Source organism: Spiroplasma endosymbiont of Notiophilus biguttatus (genome assembly GCF_964030985.1).
In the GTDB taxonomy this organism is placed as follows: domain Bacteria; phylum Bacillota_I; class Bacilli_A; order Mycoplasmatales; family VBWQ01; genus Spiroplasma_E; species Spiroplasma_E ixodetis_A.
The window spans coordinates 277688-295195 of the sequence record NZ_OZ034993.1; the positions used below are offsets into that span (position 1 = coordinate 277688).

Annotated in this window: 13 protein-coding genes and 1 tRNA gene; 8 read left to right on the forward strand and 6 right to left on the reverse strand. The window is 25.0% G+C overall.

Annotation, left to right across the window (positions count from 1 at the left end; translation table 4 throughout):
• The first annotated feature begins 12 nt into the window (after window positions 1-12).
• Window positions 13-1134: a site-2 protease family protein gene (locus AAHM85_RS01615; RefSeq protein WP_342260737.1), complete on the forward strand. Its 1122-nt coding sequence runs from the start codon at window positions 13-15 to the stop codon at window positions 1132-1134.
• Between the two features lie 174 nt (window positions 1135-1308).
• On the opposite strand, the gene AAHM85_RS01620 is transcribed toward AAHM85_RS01615, so the two are convergent.
• The 3 genes from AAHM85_RS01620 to AAHM85_RS01630 form a co-directional block, all read right to left on the reverse strand.
• The gene (locus AAHM85_RS01620) at window positions 1309-2148 is read right to left on the reverse strand and encodes a class II fructose-bisphosphate aldolase (RefSeq protein WP_342260738.1); all 840 of its coding nucleotides are present in this window, start codon (window positions 2146-2148) and stop codon (window positions 1309-1311) included.
• A 28-nt stretch (window positions 2149-2176) separates the two neighbouring features.
• Window positions 2177-2989, reverse strand: a complete 813-nt coding sequence (locus tag AAHM85_RS01625; RefSeq protein WP_342260739.1) for a Pr6Pr family membrane protein — start codon at window positions 2987-2989, stop codon at window positions 2177-2179.
• A gap of 86 nt (window positions 2990-3075) precedes the next feature.
• Entirely contained in the window at window positions 3076-7425 is a 4350-nt protein-coding gene (locus tag AAHM85_RS01630; RefSeq protein ID WP_342260740.1) for a PolC-type DNA polymerase III, read from the reverse strand.
• A gap of 534 nt (window positions 7426-7959) precedes the next feature.
• On the opposite strand from AAHM85_RS01630, the gene AAHM85_RS01635 reads away from it, so the two are divergent.
• The 5 genes from AAHM85_RS01635 (at window position 7960) to lon (ending at window position 13852) form a co-directional block, all read left to right on the forward strand.
• Window positions 7960-8838, forward strand: coding sequence for an IS1595 family transposase (locus AAHM85_RS01635; protein ID WP_342260741.1), 879 nt, complete (start codon window positions 7960-7962; stop codon window positions 8836-8838).
• Window positions 8839-9005: 167 nt separating this feature from the next.
• Window positions 9006-9081, forward strand: a tRNA-Arg gene (locus AAHM85_RS01640).
• 37 nt (window positions 9082-9118) lie between these two features.
• Window positions 9119-9880, forward strand: a complete 762-nt coding sequence (locus AAHM85_RS01645) for a DUF3196 family protein (protein ID WP_252319707.1) — start codon at window positions 9119-9121, stop codon at window positions 9878-9880.
• A 14-nt stretch (window positions 9881-9894) separates the two neighbouring features.
• The gene (gene tig, locus AAHM85_RS01650) at window positions 9895-11205 is read left to right on the forward strand and encodes a trigger factor (protein WP_342260742.1); all 1311 of its coding nucleotides are present in this window, start codon (window positions 9895-9897) and stop codon (window positions 11203-11205) included.
• A gap of 262 nt (window positions 11206-11467) precedes the next feature.
• Window positions 11468-13852 carry an endopeptidase La gene (lon, locus tag AAHM85_RS01655; protein WP_342260743.1) on the forward strand — a complete coding sequence of 795 codons (2385 nt, stop codon included), beginning with the start codon at window positions 11468-11470 and terminating at the stop codon, window positions 13850-13852.
• 111 nt (window positions 13853-13963) lie between these two features.
• Here the strand turns inward: lon and AAHM85_RS01660 are convergent, their stop codons facing one another.
• The 3 genes from AAHM85_RS01660 to AAHM85_RS01670 form a co-directional block, all read right to left on the reverse strand.
• Window positions 13964-14383, reverse strand: coding sequence for a hypothetical protein (locus AAHM85_RS01660; protein WP_342260744.1), 420 nt, complete (start codon window positions 14381-14383; stop codon window positions 13964-13966).
• Between the two features lie 283 nt (window positions 14384-14666).
• A complete protein-coding gene (locus tag AAHM85_RS01665; RefSeq protein WP_342260745.1) occupies window positions 14667-15500 on the reverse strand; it encodes an IS1595 family transposase in 834 nt (277 codons plus the stop codon).
• Between the two features lie 24 nt (window positions 15501-15524).
• Complete coding sequence (locus AAHM85_RS01670) at window positions 15525-15902, reverse strand: hypothetical protein (RefSeq protein WP_342260746.1); 378 nt, start codon at window positions 15900-15902, stop codon at window positions 15525-15527.
• 175 nt (window positions 15903-16077) lie between these two features.
• On the opposite strand from AAHM85_RS01670, the gene AAHM85_RS01675 reads away from it, so the two are divergent.
• Together AAHM85_RS01675 and AAHM85_RS01680 are read left to right on the forward strand one after the other, a co-directional pair.
• Complete coding sequence (locus AAHM85_RS01675) at window positions 16078-16884, forward strand: ABC transporter ATP-binding protein (RefSeq protein ID WP_342260747.1); 807 nt, start codon at window positions 16078-16080, stop codon at window positions 16882-16884.
• Complete coding sequence (locus AAHM85_RS01680) at window positions 16835-17488, forward strand: hypothetical protein (protein WP_342260748.1); 654 nt, start codon at window positions 16835-16837, stop codon at window positions 17486-17488. Before AAHM85_RS01675 ends, AAHM85_RS01680 begins: the two co-directional genes overlap by 50 nt.
• Window positions 17489-17508: the final 20 nt, after the last annotated feature.

The following is a 17508-nucleotide window of genomic DNA, read 5'->3' on the forward strand; positions in this document are numbered from 1 at the left end:
AAGGATGAAGTTATGTATATATTTTTAGCCATTTTAATTGGTTTATTTACAATATTATTTTTAATTACCTTGCATGAATTTGCTCATTTTGTAATTGCTAAATTATCAGGAGCATATGTATATGAATTTGCTATTGGTATGGGTCCAAAACTTTTGCAGTGAGGTAAAAAAGAAACACGTTATACTTTAAGACTATTACCATTGGGTGGTTATGTTTCTATTGCTTCAGAAATTGCTGATGCTCCTAAGGGACGAGAAGATGAAGTAATTGATAATAAACGAATGATGGAAAACTTGCAACGTGGTAAAAAAGCAGCTTTCATTAGTGCAGGTGCACTAATGAATTTATTATTAGCTTTTATTTTATTAATGATTGGATATGGAATTTATCCACATAAATATGATCCTAACTTGCCACCAACCTATGCAACAACAGGACCATTATATGAAGCTGTTCAAAAATATAATGAAAAAAATCCAAGTTTACCAATTTTAGATACTGATGCTATTACTAGTATTTATAATACTGGTGATATTGAATCTAAACAATCAATTAAATCATATTATGATTTACAAGTATGATTAAGTAAATATAATAAAAAGACTACTAATGGTACAGTTATTGCTGATTACGAAATTACTTTTGATAATAAAGACGATAGAACTGTTACTTTTAAACCAGTAGAACAAAAAGGGGAACTATTCATTGGTGTTAGTCAAGGTAGTTATTATTTAAATGCAGGGCAAGTTATTGGTGATGGTATCATTGATACTTTTAAAGATAGTTATAGTCTTTTACAAGCATTGGGACAATTAGTTACTTTTCATTGACAAAATTTATCAGGACCTGTTGGTATTGTTAAATCAACTAATAGTTTTTTAAATCCTGATTTATCATCAACACAAGCAGCAAGTACATATTTTCGTTGAGCAGCATTATTATCTTCTAATTTATTTTTATTAAATATGTTACCAATTCCGCCATTGGATGGTTATAAATTTGTTGAAAATGCAGTTGAAGCAGTAACAAGAAAAAAATTAAATGAAAAATATAAAATTATTGTTAGTATTGCTGGAGCTATATTATTTTTAGTTATTTTTATTGCTATTACTATTAAAGATATATTTTTTTAATCTTTACTTTATAGTAAAATCCTATTTATAATAGGATAATTAATTTGAACAAAAAAGTTTTGAGTAATTTTCTTAATTATTTATATTTTAAAAAAATAAAATAGTAACTATTTTAAGTGAACAATATTGTTCACTTTTTATTTTATTTTGAAATAAAATCTATAAATATAAAAATTAAAATTTATATCGATTATTTGCTCCTAAGAGAATTATTTTTTCTTCAACAAATTTTTGAATAGCTATCATTGCATTTTCTGTTAAAGTATTAATATTGGATAAATTAGAGTTAGTTTGCAAACTTTTTTTTAGACTTTCAACATAAATCTTTCTTAAATCACTACTAATATTAACTTTAGTAATACCGGCTTTAATTGCTAGAGTTAATTGTTCATCATTAATAGTAACATTATCATGTAATACTAAAAAAATTTCAGGCATTTTAATAGCAATTTCTTTAATTAGAGAAATTTTTAAATCTTGTCTATTATCTTGATGATGACTATTGATAGCAGTAAATACAAGACCATTAATATTAGTTTTATTTCTAAATAATATTGCTTGTTCAATTAAATTAATATCATTAGTAATATCTCCTTTTGTATTATTATAAAAAATCTCTGATTCAACACTAATACCCAAAGGAGCGGCAAAGTGGACAATATCTTTAGTTTTTTCAATATTTTCTTTAATTGGATAGTTACTGTAATTTAGCATAACTGAACTAAAATCAGATGTAATTTTAGTTTTAATAAAGTGTGGATCAAGACAGTGGTCTAGTTGTAATAAAATTGGTACTTTTGCACGATTAATAACATTGTTAGTAATAGCAAGTACATATTTTAAATCAATACAATTAATAGTGTTGGGTGTTATCATTAAACATATTGGTGCTTTTTGTTTTTCGGCTGCATTAGTAATTGCAATTAACATTTCTAAATTATCAAAGTTAAAACTTGGGATTGTGTATTTGTTAATTTGTGCATGTTTTAACATTGTTTTAAAGTTAATTTTCAATTACAATCACCTAACTTTTCTTTTTTATTTAATTAAATCAATAATATTTATCTTGTAAGGAATATAAGATATGTTTTAAATTTTTATTTTTTTCTTTTCTTTTTAATTTTGCTTTTTTTTTATTAAGTTTACGTAATATTTTTTGATAAAAATCATATAAACGATGTTCAGAAGTTTGATAACGTTTGAACATTAAGTTATTAATTCATATATAAAAATATTGTAAACTGAACACTAAACCAAAAACAAAAACAACAGCGCTAGCAGCGATTAATCATCCATATTCTCCATTTGAATAATCAAAGAAAAAATATGGATATCATGTATCTCTTGGTGGATGACCAGTTTCTATAAAATCTAAATAACGTAAATGACCTCTAATTAAAATAACAATACAATAAATTGCTGGATAAATAACAATTAATCATAAATATATTTTATGTTGTTGTTTCATATTAATATATTGATGACCTGATGTAACAATAAAACTAGTAATCATAATTATTGGCATTAATAAGTGTAAAATTAATGTTGCAATTCAATTATAAGCACTGTATTGTTTTGGATCTTGTTCAGCAGTAAAAATTCCTATTCAAAATACTAACATCGTAATAGTAATATAAACAGTTACTGCTAATCGAGTTTGAAAACTTGGTTTAGTACCACGAAAATAAGAGTCAAATAAATAAACACAAAAATAAATAACAACCATATAATTACTTTCAGTAGTGAAAAAGGCATAGTAGTTACTTACTCGTTCACCATATCCTAAATCTTCAAACTTTTCCAATGGATAATATATTGCACTAATTAAATCAATAATTAAAAATAAAATTATCATTATTAATGCAGATAAACGTATATAAAAGTTGGCTTTGTTACTTAATTTATACATAATAATTCCACATCTTTTCTTTTTTCTTTGTATTATAATTCTAATATTAATTGTGTATTTTCTTCTAAATGTTCTAATACTCCTAACTCATTTAATAGTTGATAATTAGTTTTAGTAATATTAGTTCGTAGTTGTAAATCATTTTTTGAAGTAATTGCTTGTTCATTCCTTGCTTTAACAATTGAATTAGCCACAATTTCACCCAATCCGTCCAAAGTAATAAATGGTGGTAAAATTTGTTTTTCACCATTTATTACTTTAACTTGAAAAAGTTTAGCATCAGAATGTTCTAAACTAATATTGCTAAATTTAATATTTCTAGCATTCATTTCTAATGCTACTTCTAATAATGGGATTAAATCTTTTTCTTTAGTAGTAACTGTATTTTTTTGACCATCATTTTTCCTTAATCTGTTATTAATATCTTTTAATTTATTAGTAATAGCACCAATACCTTGCAACATAGTTTTAATATCAAAAATTTCACATCTTGTTGTAAAATAAGTAGCATAATATTCATGTGGATAATAAACTTTAAATCAAGCCACTCTTCATGCCATTAATACATAAGCAGTAGCGTGTGCTTTAGGAAACATATATTTAATTTTTTTGCAAGATTGAATGTATCAATTAGGAACTTTCTTTTCTTGCATTAACTTTTCATATTCTTGTTTAATGCCTTTTCCTTTACGGACATCTTCCATAATGTTAAAGGCAATTTTTGCTGGTAAGACTTGATATACTAAATAAGTCATAATATCATCACGACAACCAATTACATCTTTTAGTTTTAAACCTTGTTGTGAAATTAATTCATCAGCATTATTTAATCAAACATCAGTACCATGTGATAAACCAGATATTTGTACTAATTCAGAAAATGAAGTAGGTAATGTATCACTTAACATTTTACGAACAAAACCAGTACCAAATTCAGGGATACCAATTGCCCCTGTTTTTTCACCAAGTAAATCATCACTAGTAATATTTAAGGCACTTAAATTAGAAAATAATGATAAAACTTTTTCATCTTGATTAGGAATAGTTTTTGGATCAATACCAGTTAAATTTTCTAACATTTTTAATGCTGTTGGATCAACGTGACCCAGAATATCTAATTTTAATAAATTATCATGAATAGCATTAAAATCAAAGTGTGTAGTTTTTCATGTAGAACTAGTATCATCGGCTGGAAAATTAATTGGTGTAAAATCATTAATATTATATTCTTTTGGTACAACAATAATACCCCCGGGATGTTGACCAGTTGTTCTTTTAATACCAACACATCCTTGACTTAGTAACTCTAGTTTTGCTGCACGCATATCTGATTGACCAATTTTTTCTGCATAAGCTTTAACATAACCATAAGCTGTTTTATTGGCAATTGTTGAAATTGTTCCAGCACGAAAAACATTTTCTTCACCAAACATTTCTTTAGTAAAATCATGAGCTTTATTTTGATATTCACCAGAAAAGTTTAAATCAATATCAGGTGTTTTATCACCATCAAATCCTAAAAATGTTTCAAAAGGAATATCATGACCATCAGTAATTAAATCAATATTGCATTGTGAACACGTTTTTTTTGGTAAGTCATAACCACATTTATAAGAACCATTACTAATAAATTCACTAGTTTTACATTGCGGACATAAATAATGTGGTTGTAGTGGGTTAACCTCAGTAATGTTAGCAAAAGTAGCTACTAAAGATGAACCAACTGAGCCACGACTACCAACAAGATAACCATCTTGTAAAGATTTTTCTACTAATTTGTGTGCAATTCAATAAACAACAGCAAAACCATGAGTAATAATTGCATCTAATTCGCGAGTTAAACGTTTTTCTACATATGTTGGTAATGGATTGCCATAACGATTTCATGCTTGTTCATAACAAAGATTACGTAATTTAGTATCAACATTAACAATACTTGGTGTAAATAAGCCATCTTTAATTGGTTTAATCATTTCAAATTGTTTAGCTAATTGCAAAGGATTATTAATAACAATATCATTAATTAAATTAGGGTCATCTAAAAAGTTAAATTCTGTTAACATTTGATTAGTAGTTCTTAAATGTTGATCAGGATATGATGTAACTTTACCTTTACGATCAAATAATGGGTGCAATAAACCACCAATTGCTTTACTATTAATAATAACATCACGATACATTTTTTCATGGCGATGTAAGTAGTGAGCATCGCTAGTAGCAATTACTAATTTATTTAATTTAAGAGCATTATTAATAATTTTTTTAATAGTATCATGTAATTGTTCTTTAGTAATATTTCCTAACTGTATTAAGTGATTATAAACAGCAGGTGGTTGGATTTCAATAAAATCAAATCATTTCATTACTTTAATTAGTTCTTCTTCACTTTTATTTAATGCTGTTTCAAAAACAGCACCATTTATACAACTACTACCAATTAATAATTCTTTTCTATTTTCATTAATTGCTTCTGTTATGATTTTTGGTGTTTTATAAAAATATTTTGTATGAGATAGTGAAACTAATTGATATAAATCTTTTAAACCTAATTGATTTTTTGCAAAAACAGTAATATGTTCACCACGAAGTTTATAATTAATTTGTTCATTAATTAAGTTATTAATTTCTTGTAAATTAATACAATTAAATTCTGTTTTTAATTGTTGCAACATTTTTAAAAATACTTGTGCTAATACATTAGCATCATAATTAGCACGGTGGGCAATTTCATCATCATATTTAATGCCATAAGTACGACAAATAGTACCTAATCGATAATATTTTAGTTGTGGTAGAATTGCTCTAGATAATTGCAAAGTATCGATGACAGGATTATTTAAAGCAATGAAACCTAATTGTTTCATTGCTGATTGTAAAAAACCAAAGTCAAAGTTAGCATTATGAGCAACTATCGTTTTATTACCAATTATTTCAATAATTGTTGGCAATATTTGTTGTAATGTTTGTTTATCTTTTAGCATAACATTGGTAATACTAGTAAGTTCAGTAATATGTTCAGGTACGGGATTATTTGGTTTAATTAAAATTGTATCTTGTTTTAAAATCATATTGTCTTTAACAATTGTATAACCAAATTCAATAATTTCGTGGTAATTCGTTGATAAACCAGTTGTTTCTAAGTCAAGAACAATGTATTCTAAATCTAATAATGATGTATTAATATTATTTTTAGTAATACTAATATTATTGGGGATTAAATCCATTTCAACACCATACATTACTTTTAAGTTTGGATGTTTTTTAGCAGCATTAGCAATATCTGGGTATGCTTGTACATTTAAGTGATCAGTAAAACCAATTGCTTGGTGTCCTCATTTCGCTACTTGATTGATATAATCACTTGGTGAAGTAATACCATCCATAGCACTCATTTTAGTATGAGTATGAAATTCAATTCTTTTAGTTTTAACATCATCGTTATTGTTAGCATTTTTATTATTTAAATCAATAATTAAATCATCAATTCATAGTACTTGTTCTTTACTATAATTATCATAACGACTATTAGCATTAATTTTTATTCAATCATCAACTTTAATATTATCAAATTTCTCATCTGGTTGATCGCTATTAATAAATGCTTTGCAAGTAATTGCATCACTATAATCAGTAATTCAAAATGAATAAAATCATTTTTGAGTTTTAGTTAAAAATTTATTAATTTTAAAAACTTTACCACAAATAATAATATTGGGTTCATCGCCAATGATATCTTTAATACTATGAGTTGGGTATGTTATTTCTAAATTAACTTTTGCTTTTTTGCGATAAGTAGTGTTATTAAAATTTTTACTTACATTATTGTTAGTAATTTTAGTTTTTAAATTGTTAGTAATTTTGCTAATTTCTACTTTAGATTCATTTTCATAACTAATAAATGGTTGCTCTGCTTTATTTATTTTAGTTTTTAATTCAATTTTTTTAAAACCATATTGTTGAAAGTAATTAATAAATTGTAAAAATTCATTAGTTATTAATTTTTCTTCAATACTATTATGAATAGTAATGGTAATAATATTATTTTTATAATTAATTGCTGAGTCGGGTAAAGAATAATAAATGCCAGCTAATAGTTGCAATTTATGAGTTTTAATATAATGAAAATATGTTAATACAGTTGATTCATCAGCAGTAAAGGAAACATTAAAATCAACACTAATATTAGAAACAGGTAATTTTTCAAAATGTTGTTCAAAACTTTTTAAAGTAGTAGTTGTTAGAAAATTAGGTAAGTTGATGGTAATTATTACTTGTTGATTATGATGAAAATATTGTACTTTTTTAATAGTAGCATGATTAAATTCATTATTAACATCATTAAAATCCATTTCATGGAAAAGTTTTTGCAAATCTTGGTTCATATATTTTTCCCTCTCTTAATACTAAATAATTAACAATAATAACTATATTTTAATTAAAATATATTAAATCATTATTCTAATGTTTAATCAAATTTCATATTTTAATTATAACTTAATTAAAATTCTTATTCTTATTCTTTATAAAAAAAGTATGAAATTTTAGTTATAAAAAAATAAAAACAAAATAATTTAATTGTTGATTTCTTGTTTGTATAGAAGGTTTATTAAAAGATTTTTTTTGTTTGATTGTGAATGTTTGTATTTGTTCTTTGGTAAATGTTGCCTTTTGGTTAGAAGTAAATCATTCTAATTGATTTGGAGTTAATGATTCCATTTGAAATTTAAATTTATAAAAATCATACGCTTTTCTCAGCGTTTATGTGATAAAATCAAAAAATAGTACATAAACGCTGAGAAAAGCGTATAAAAAAAAACGGAATTTTACGTTTATTGGCAATAACTTATATACATTATTATTTCTGAAAACTATAATTAGATATTAGTAAAATAAAATCTAATTAAAGGTGATTGAAAATGAATATTTTAGACATAATAAATAAATTTCCAAACCAAGAATCTTGTATAAAATTTTTAGAAGAAATAAGATGAAATAACAAACCAAAATGTCTTTTTTGTTTTAGTGAAAAAGTTAACTCTGTTTTAAAAGAGTCGCGTTATAAATGCAAAAAATGTCATAAGTCTTTTAGTGTAACTGCTCAAACTATTTTTCATCATACACGTGTACCACTTCAAAAGTGATTTATTTTAATAGTATTAATGGCTAATGCTAAAAAAAGTTTATCATCATCTCAAGCTTCAAGAGACTTAAATTTACGTTTAGCAACTGTATGAAAAATGATGCATAAAATTAGAAAGGCAATGGCTAATGATGAGATTAAATTATTAGCAAAAATATTAGAGATGGATGAAACATATGTGGGTGGAAAACCGCGTAAATATAATGATGTTGATAATAAAAATAACTCATTACGTGGTAGAGGAACTAGTAAAGAGTGTGTTGTTGGCATTATTGAACGAAATGGTAATTTTAAATTATTTCATGCAAAAAATAAAAGTATTAAATCTGAAGATTTAATGAAAATAGTTAAAGAAAATGTTGATATTAACAATTCTATTCTTTTTACTGATGAATATCGTGGATATTATAAAATGAATAAAATTTTACCACATGAACAAGTTAATCACAAAAAATATTTTTCTTATAATGGTATTCATACAAATACAATAGAAAGTTTTTGAGCAATATTAAAAAGAGGTTTTATCGGCCAATTTCATTGAGTTTCAAAAAAATGACTCCAATCTTATTTAAATGAATTTTGTTTTAAATATAATAACCGTAAAGAAAAAATCACATTTAAAAATATCATAATTAAATTATTTATTAAGAATTAAGTGTTAACCAATAAGCGTAAAATTCCGAAAAAAATTATTACTTAAAGGTAGACAATAAAATAATAATAATATTAAATATAATATTATTATTATTTTATTGAAAAGTAGCCAATTAATAATTGCATTTTTTAATCAAACAAGTTAAGATTACTTATGGTAAATGTTATGCCCACGTAGCTCAGTGGATAGAGCACCGCCCTTCTAAGGCGGGGGTCAGAAGTTCGAATCTTCTCGTGGGCGCCATTAAATTTTTAAAATACTAAGAAGGTTTAACTAAATAATGATAAATCATGACAATTATTATCAAGACATTATTGGTAAAATTAACCACCTCATTAGTGAAAATAAATGAGATCAAGCAATGAAGTTGGTCAAACATGAATTAGAGATGCCTTATATTCCTATTCATCATGAAATTACATTACAAGAGTTACATCATAATATTACTACTCATATTAGATTAAATAGTAAAAATGAAAGTCATGAGTGAAATTTAGAGAGAATAAGTCGTGTATTAATGAATCCATTTGATGAAGATCTTCATCCGGTGGCATTTTATTATTTACAAAGTCATAATGCTAGGTTAATTTTGCCAACAATTAAGATTTATCTTACAAATAAAAATATAAATAATATAAATAAAACACAACTATTATTTATATTAAATAATCAAGGTATTGATGAAGAAATAGAAGTAATAAAAGGTCATGATACATTTAAAATTAATCCAAAAAAAATAACACAATGACAAGAATCACTCGTTTATTTAAAAATTACAAAAATATTTGAAGATGAAGTTCATATTGATAATCCAGGTATTTATGGTATTTGCTTGTTTTTATTGGATAGTTATTTTGAGAATTTGTTTCCAACATTACCTAATAAAAATCAAGCAGCAGCACTAGCAGCTGCTTTGTATATTCGTGCTTGTAGTTTCCAGTTTATTAGTGTAAAATTGGTAGAAAGTGCTAAAAAATTTAAAACTACTACTACTTTAATAAAAAAATACTTAAGTATTATGATTCAACAACAAATTACATAAGGAGAGATTTGAAAATGACATTAAATATTATAAAAGATGAAAAAAATGGTGTTGGAAAATGACATGTTACCATTGATGCTAAAACTTGAAAAGACCAATTGGCAAAAGCTGAAAATAAATTGATTGCACAAGTAGAAATTCCTGGATTTCGTAAAGGAAAAGTTCCTACTAAAATGGCTAAAAAACATGTAACTGAAGAACAAACTTTACAAACAGCAACTAAAGCAGTTATTACTATTGCTTATGATTTTGCCTTAAAACAAAAACCTAACTTAATGCCTACTAATCAACCCGAAGTTAATGTGGAAAAATCTACTATTAAAGAATGTGAAATAATGTTTGTATTTGATTTACCAGCAGAAATTACTATTGGTAAATATTGTGGTATTGATATAGTAAAACCTGTAGCAACTGTTAATCAAGAAGAAATTGATACTCAAATTAAACTATTACAAGATCGTTTTGCTATTTTTAATCCAAAAGAAAAAGGAAAATTAGAAAAAGGTGATACCGCAGTTTTTAATTTCACTGGTTTTTTAGAAGGTAAAAAATTCCCTGGTGGTGAAGCTAAAAACATGGAATTAGAAATTGGTTCTGGTAAATTTATTCCTGGTTTTGAAGAAAGAATGATTGATATGGAACCTAAATCTAAAAAAACTATTGAAGTTACTTTCCCAGAAGATTATCATGTTCCAAATTTAAAAGGTCAATTGGTACAATTTGAAATTGAATTAAATGAAGTAAAAACAAAAGTTATTAATGAAGATTTAGAAGAATTAGTAAAAGATGTTAACATTCCAGATGTTACTACTACTGAACAATTATTAGAAAATATTAAAAAACAAATTGAAGTACAAAAAACAATGACAATTAAGGAACAATTTATGGAAGAGCTTATTGCTAAAATTGTTAAAGATTCAAAAATAATAATTCCAAATTTTGCTGTTAAAAATGAAACTGAACGTTTAGAAAATGAATTTAAAAAACAATTAGCTAATCAAAACTTTACAATTGAAAACTATATGGCAGCAACCGGTTTATCTCATGAAGAAATTATTAATGAAATAAAAAAGGATGCAATTATGCAACTTCAGAATTTTTTAGTTATTGAAGAAATTATTAAACAAGAAAAAATAGAAATTACTGAAGAAGAAGTTCAAAAACAATTAACAACATTTGCTGACCAATTTAAAATAAGCATTGAAGAAGTTAAAGAAAATATTAAAGATTTAAGTTTAGTTACTACTACCCTAAAACGTAATAAAGCCTTTGATTTATTATGAGAAAGTAACGGTAAAAACCAAAAGCAAACAACAAATGCTTAATTTAATTTGATAATTATTATATAACCTAATTACCAATTTAATAATTAGGTTATTTTATCGTTTATTTTTTTAAAAAAAAGTAAAAATTATCAAAAAAAAAATAAATGTAATAAAATACTACTAGTATAAATTAAATATGAATTAATAAGTGCTACTGTAATAGTATAGTATAAATCAAAAATTAGATATTTTAGCAATTAAGTATTGCAAGTGCTAATGTTTTATATTATAATCCAGTTAATACATTATTTGAGGTGAGACAATGAAGATAAAAAATATTACTAATATTCCAGTACTAGTAACAAGAGGAAGTTTTGTTTTCCCAACAGTTGAAATAGAACTAGAAGTTGGCAGACATAAATCAGTAGCGGCAATTAATGAATCGGTAGCTAAGTTTAATTCAGAAATTATTTTACTTTCGCAAAAGGATCCAAAAGTAGATAATCCTCAATTAAGTGAAGTCTACAATCATGGTACTTTGTGTAAAGTGCAAATTCAAAAGAGTCATAATGATGGTACACTTACTGTATCTTTTTATGGACAACAAAGAGTTAAAGTATCTAAGTTTTATGATGATAAATTTTATACAGGAGATGCTGAAACTTTAATTAGTCCTAATGTTTCAAAATCATTAGAAGAAGAGTTGATCCAAAGAATTGTAAATAATTTACAACAGATTTTAGATGTTCATGGTTCAATTCCACAGGGTGTAATTAGTCAAATCACTGATGGAATGAAAGCTAGTGAAATTATTGATAAAATGGCTCAATTTTTACCATTTTTAACTATCAATAAACGTCAAGAAATTTTACAAGAAATTGATATTAATAAACGTTTAGATTTATTATTGAAAGATGTTGGTGGTCAAAAACAAGTTGGTGCCATTGAAAAGGATTTAACAGCTAAAATTAAAGATCGTATTGATGAACAACAACGTGAATATTATTTACGAGAAAGATTGCGTGCTATTAAAGAAGAATTAGGCGAAATTGATGGTAAGTCTAATGAAATGAAACGTTATTTAGAGCGCTTAGAAACAGAAGAGTTTCCTGAAGCAATCAAAACTCGTGTTAAAGAAGAAATTAGTCGTTATGAAGATATGCCACAAGCTTCAAGTGAATCAAATATAATTCGTACATACATTGATTGAATGATGACTTTACCTTGATTTCAAAAAAGTAAAGAAAAATTTGATTTAATTAATGCAAAAAAAATTCTTGATAAATATCATTATGGCTTAGAAAAAGTTAAAGAAAGAATTATTGAATATCTTGCTGTTAAAAAAATGGCTAAGGTAATGCCAGGGCAAATTATTTGTTTAGTTGGCCCTCCTGGTGTTGGTAAGACTTCTTTAGCTAAATCAATTGCTGAAGCGATGGGACGTACTTTCGTTAAAGTTTCACTTGGTGGAGTTAAAGATGAATCTGAAATTCGCGGTCATCGTAAAACTTATATTGGTGCAATGCCAGGAAGAATTATCCAAGGTATGAAACGTGCTAAAGTTATTAATCCATTATTTTTATTAGATGAAATTGATAAAATGTCATCTGATTATCGTGGTGATCCAGCTAGTGCTATGTTAGAAGTATTAGATCCTGAACAAAATGCTAATTTTTCAGATCATTATATTGAAGAAAATTATGATTTATCACAAGTTATGTTTCTAGCAACAGCTAATTATATGGAAGGTATCCCTGAGCCATTAAAAGATCGAATGGAAATTATTGAACTTTCTTCATATACAGAATTAGAAAAACTTGAAATTGCAAAAAAATATTTAATTCCTCGTGTTATTGAAATTACTGCTTTAAATAATAAAATGTTAAAATTTAAACCAAATTCAATTGAAGAAATAATTAAATATTATACAAGAGAATCAGGTGTTCGACAATTAGAAAGATTATTAAATAAAATTGCTCGTAAATTTATTGTTAAACTTTTAAATAAAAAAATTAGTACTGAAGAAATTGTTGCTGATAATGTTAAAGATTATTTAGGAAAACAAATTTTCGATTATACTAAAAAAGAAAATGAATCACAAATTGGAGTTGTAACTGGTCTTGCTTATACTCAATATGGTGGTGATATCTTACCAATTGAAGTAAACTACTTTAAAGGAAAAGGTAATTTAGTATTAACTGGTAAATTAGGTGAAGTTATGAAAGAATCTGCTACTATTGCTTTAGATTATATTAAAGCAAATGCTATTACTTTCAATATTCCTGATACTTTCTTTGCAGAATATGATATTCACATCCATGTTCCTGAAGGAGCGGTGCCAAAGGATGGTCCAAGTGCTGGTATTACTTTAACAACTGCAATTATTTCTACTCTGACAAGTAGACCTGTATCAAAAGATATTGGTATGACGGGTGAAATTACGCTTCGTGGTCATGTATTACCAATTGGTGGATTAAAAGAAAAATCAATTTCTGCTCATCGTAGTGGACTAAAAACAATTTTAATTCCAAAAGCTAATATAAAAGACTTAGAAGATATTCCAGAAGAAGTAAAGAAAAAATTAAATATTGTTTCAGTTGAATTTTATTCTGAAGTATATGATTTTATTTTTAATAAACATAAAGCAAAAATTCATTCACCTATTAATAATATTAAACCAACTTCAAGTATTATTGATGAGGGTTAAATTTAAAAAAGTAAATACTAAGAACAAGTATTTACTTTTTTTATATTTGTGATAAATTTGATTTGCTTTTATTTGTTACAGAAAAATTACTTTCTAAATTTATATCTTTAATTATTTTTTTTTGTTAATTCGTAATATTAGTTCGTTTATTTTTACTAAATTTTGTTGTTTAATTTCTTTGATTTTTGTTAAAATAGTTATTTTTGTTTCTATTTTTTTATTTCAAACAAATAATCCAATAGTAAGTACTTTTATTATTTTATTTATTATTTTATTATTTAATTTTTTTGATAGTTTATTTATTGAATTTATAAAATTATTTTCTGTTTTTTTTAAAGATTCTAAAGTTTTTATTTTTTGATTTAAAAATTGATAATGATTTAGAGTATTTTTTTTATTATTTTCTCAAAAGTCAAAAATATCATTGTAATCTTTACTATAAGTTTCAATTGGAAAATGTAAATAAAGATTAATAATATGATAGTTATCTGTTATAAAGTTAACTTCTCTTTCTAAGTCATTAATATCCATTTTTTAATGTCTCCTCTTTTAAAAAATAAAAAAACCTTTACTTTTAAAATAAAGTAATGGGTTAAAACTTTGATCAAGTTTGTTTTTATATTATATATTATTTTATTATTTATAATTCAAAAATTAAATTATAAATAATAAAAGTGTTGTTATTAATAATTATTTAAAATTTTTATAGAAAAATATCTAAATTTAAAAACACTTTTCTCCCTTTATGTACTATTTTTTAATTTTATCACATAAATGCTGAGAAAAGCGTATCTACGGACTTCTCCCCACATTTTTAAATTAAACACAGCATTACAATTTCAAAACTAGGTATCTTGTTGAATTTATATGCAGCTTCTTTGGGATATAAATAAACATGATGTTTTGCAACTTTGATATGTGTTTTAAATGTTCTTCTTATATGTTTTCAAACTGATTCAATTTGATTGGTATTTACACCAGTTTTTGAAATATAACCATCTTGATTGTTAACTGTTTTATGTTTTGGGAAAACCAATTTGAAATCGCAATATCCTTTTCAATCATCAGTATATACATGACATTTTGAAGAAATGTGGCTTCTTGCAAAATTCAAAAGACTTTTACTCTTTGCATTTTTCAATACTTTCACAATTAAATTATTAGTTGTTTTTTCATAAATGCCAACAATCAATATTTTATTTTTCAAGGATCTTCCTTGTTTTTTAAAAGCCATATGTGAAAGATACATTTCATCAATTTGCACTGTGCCTTCAACAATAAATTGAGGTTCTTGTTTTGCAATACGTGTTCTAATTTTATGACCCATTCTCCATGCTGTTTTTAAGGTCACTCCCAATTCTTTTGAAACATCAGTTGACGGAATTCCATGTTTGGTGTTTATTCATCTAAAGATGAGGTAAAATCATGATCTTAAAGATGTTTGTGACCTTGAAAATATGGTACCCGTGAGAATACTAAATGTTTGATTACATTTCAAACATCTTATTCTTTTTAAATCAGAAGTATTCAAATTAAAACTAGAACACCTAATACATTTGTTTTCTTTCAAATTTGCTATATATGCAAGACATTGCTGTTCAGTTTGAAAAGCATTGCTGAACTCATTCAGTTTCATTGTTCCCTCCACAAGTACATGTGGGGAGAAGTCCGATTAAAAAATTGTGCATGGTGGACAACATTTATTACCATATTGCATATTAATTAATTCTTCTGAATTTATACTATTTATATCATCATTAGTTATTAGAAATGTACTATCATTTAAATATTGATCTTCATTACTTAATTGTTGGAGGTTAAAATTAAATTCTAGATTTTCATCTTCAATTTCATCTAAATGTTCTTCATAATCTACTAATAATTTTTGTTTTAAGTTAACAATTTTTTCATTGATTAAAGCAATTTCTTTTAATATCTTTTCTTTACTATTAAGACTAAAATTTTTGTTAAATGGATTCAAACTTTTTTCTAATTCTTTTTTCTCTTCTTTTAATTTTTTTAATTCTTTTTTTTGTGCATTTTTTTTCATAATTTTCTCCTTTTTTAAAAATAAAAACTCATTTACTTTTTTATGAAAGTAATGAGTAAAAACCTAATAAAGTTTACAATATATTATATAATATTTTAATTTTATAACTTAAAAAAGAAGTAATATTTATATAGTAATTATGATAAAATTATAAAGTTATAGGAAGGAAGTAATTATGATTAAAGATAAAAAAAATAATGTTGAAATCATTAATGTTAGTAAAAACTATGATAATAATGAAATCATTAAAAATGTTAGTCTGAATATTGCTATTGGTGCAAAAATTGGTATTGTTGGACCCAATGGCACTGGAAAAACAACATTATGTGAAATGATTTCCCAACTTCGTAAACCAACAACAGGTACTATTAATATTAAACCTGATTTAAAAATAGGCATGCAATTACAAGAAACTAAATTTCCTCGTGGTCTAACTGGTTGAGATATGGCCGAATATTATATGAGAGCTTATCGTTTAAATAAGTCTGTTGAAGACATTCAAAAGTTATTGTACTATTTGGACGCTGAAGCATTTATTAATAAACCTATTATCACTTTATCGGGTGGTCAACAACAAAAAATAAATATTTTATTAACATTAATTGTTGAACCAGATTTATTAATTTTAGATGAATTAGCTACGGGATTAGATTTAGAAGTACGTGAACGAATTTATGAATTACTAGAAAAAGAAGTTTTTATTAAACCTAATCTTTCAGTCTTAATTGTTTCACATAATATGCAAGAAATTGAACGTTTTTGTCAACAAATTATTTTCATGTTTGAAGGTTCAATTATTAGTATCAATGATGTTAAAACTGTTGTTAAAGAATATGGAAGTATTGAAGAATATGTTAAAATTAAATTTAAAGAATATAAAATAGGTATGTATGATAGCGAAACGTTATTAAAAAGATTAGGAGGGAAAAATAATGAAAAATGAGCTAAGTCTTGAAAAAAACACCTTAAAAAACAAAAATAATGATTGATCACTTCTTAATTTATTTTGAAGTTATTTAAAACGTAATCGTTCAATTATTATTTTTTCAGTTTTCGTTTCACCATTGATTTTTATTGGTGCATCAATTGGTGGAAATAATCAAATATTATCATCACCTGCTGGTAAAAATATTGGACGATTTATTTTGATGATTATTTGATTAACACAAACTGCTTCCTTTTCAATTCAAACTTTTTTAGCTATTTTATTAGATTTAAAACAAAGTGTAGTTTATCGACGCATTGGTTTAACAAGGATTAGCAAAACAAAGTTTATTATTATAACATCAATATTTAATTTAGCTTTAGTTTTAATTTCTGATATTATTATTTTTATTGGTGTTATTATTATTGGTTATGTTGTTCCTTTATCTGGAATGATTAGTTCCATTTTTAATTGACAATTATTAATTATTATTTTATTTACATTATTTATTTCTATTACTAGTATTGCTTTGCTAATGTCAGTTATTATTAAAAGTCGTACTGGACAAGCAATTGTTAGTTTATTTACTAGTTTATTAATTGTTGCACCATTAATTATTTTAACTTACTTTTTAGAGCTAGTCTTATTGGCGAAGGATTAGTTTCAAGTGTTGGTGTTGGT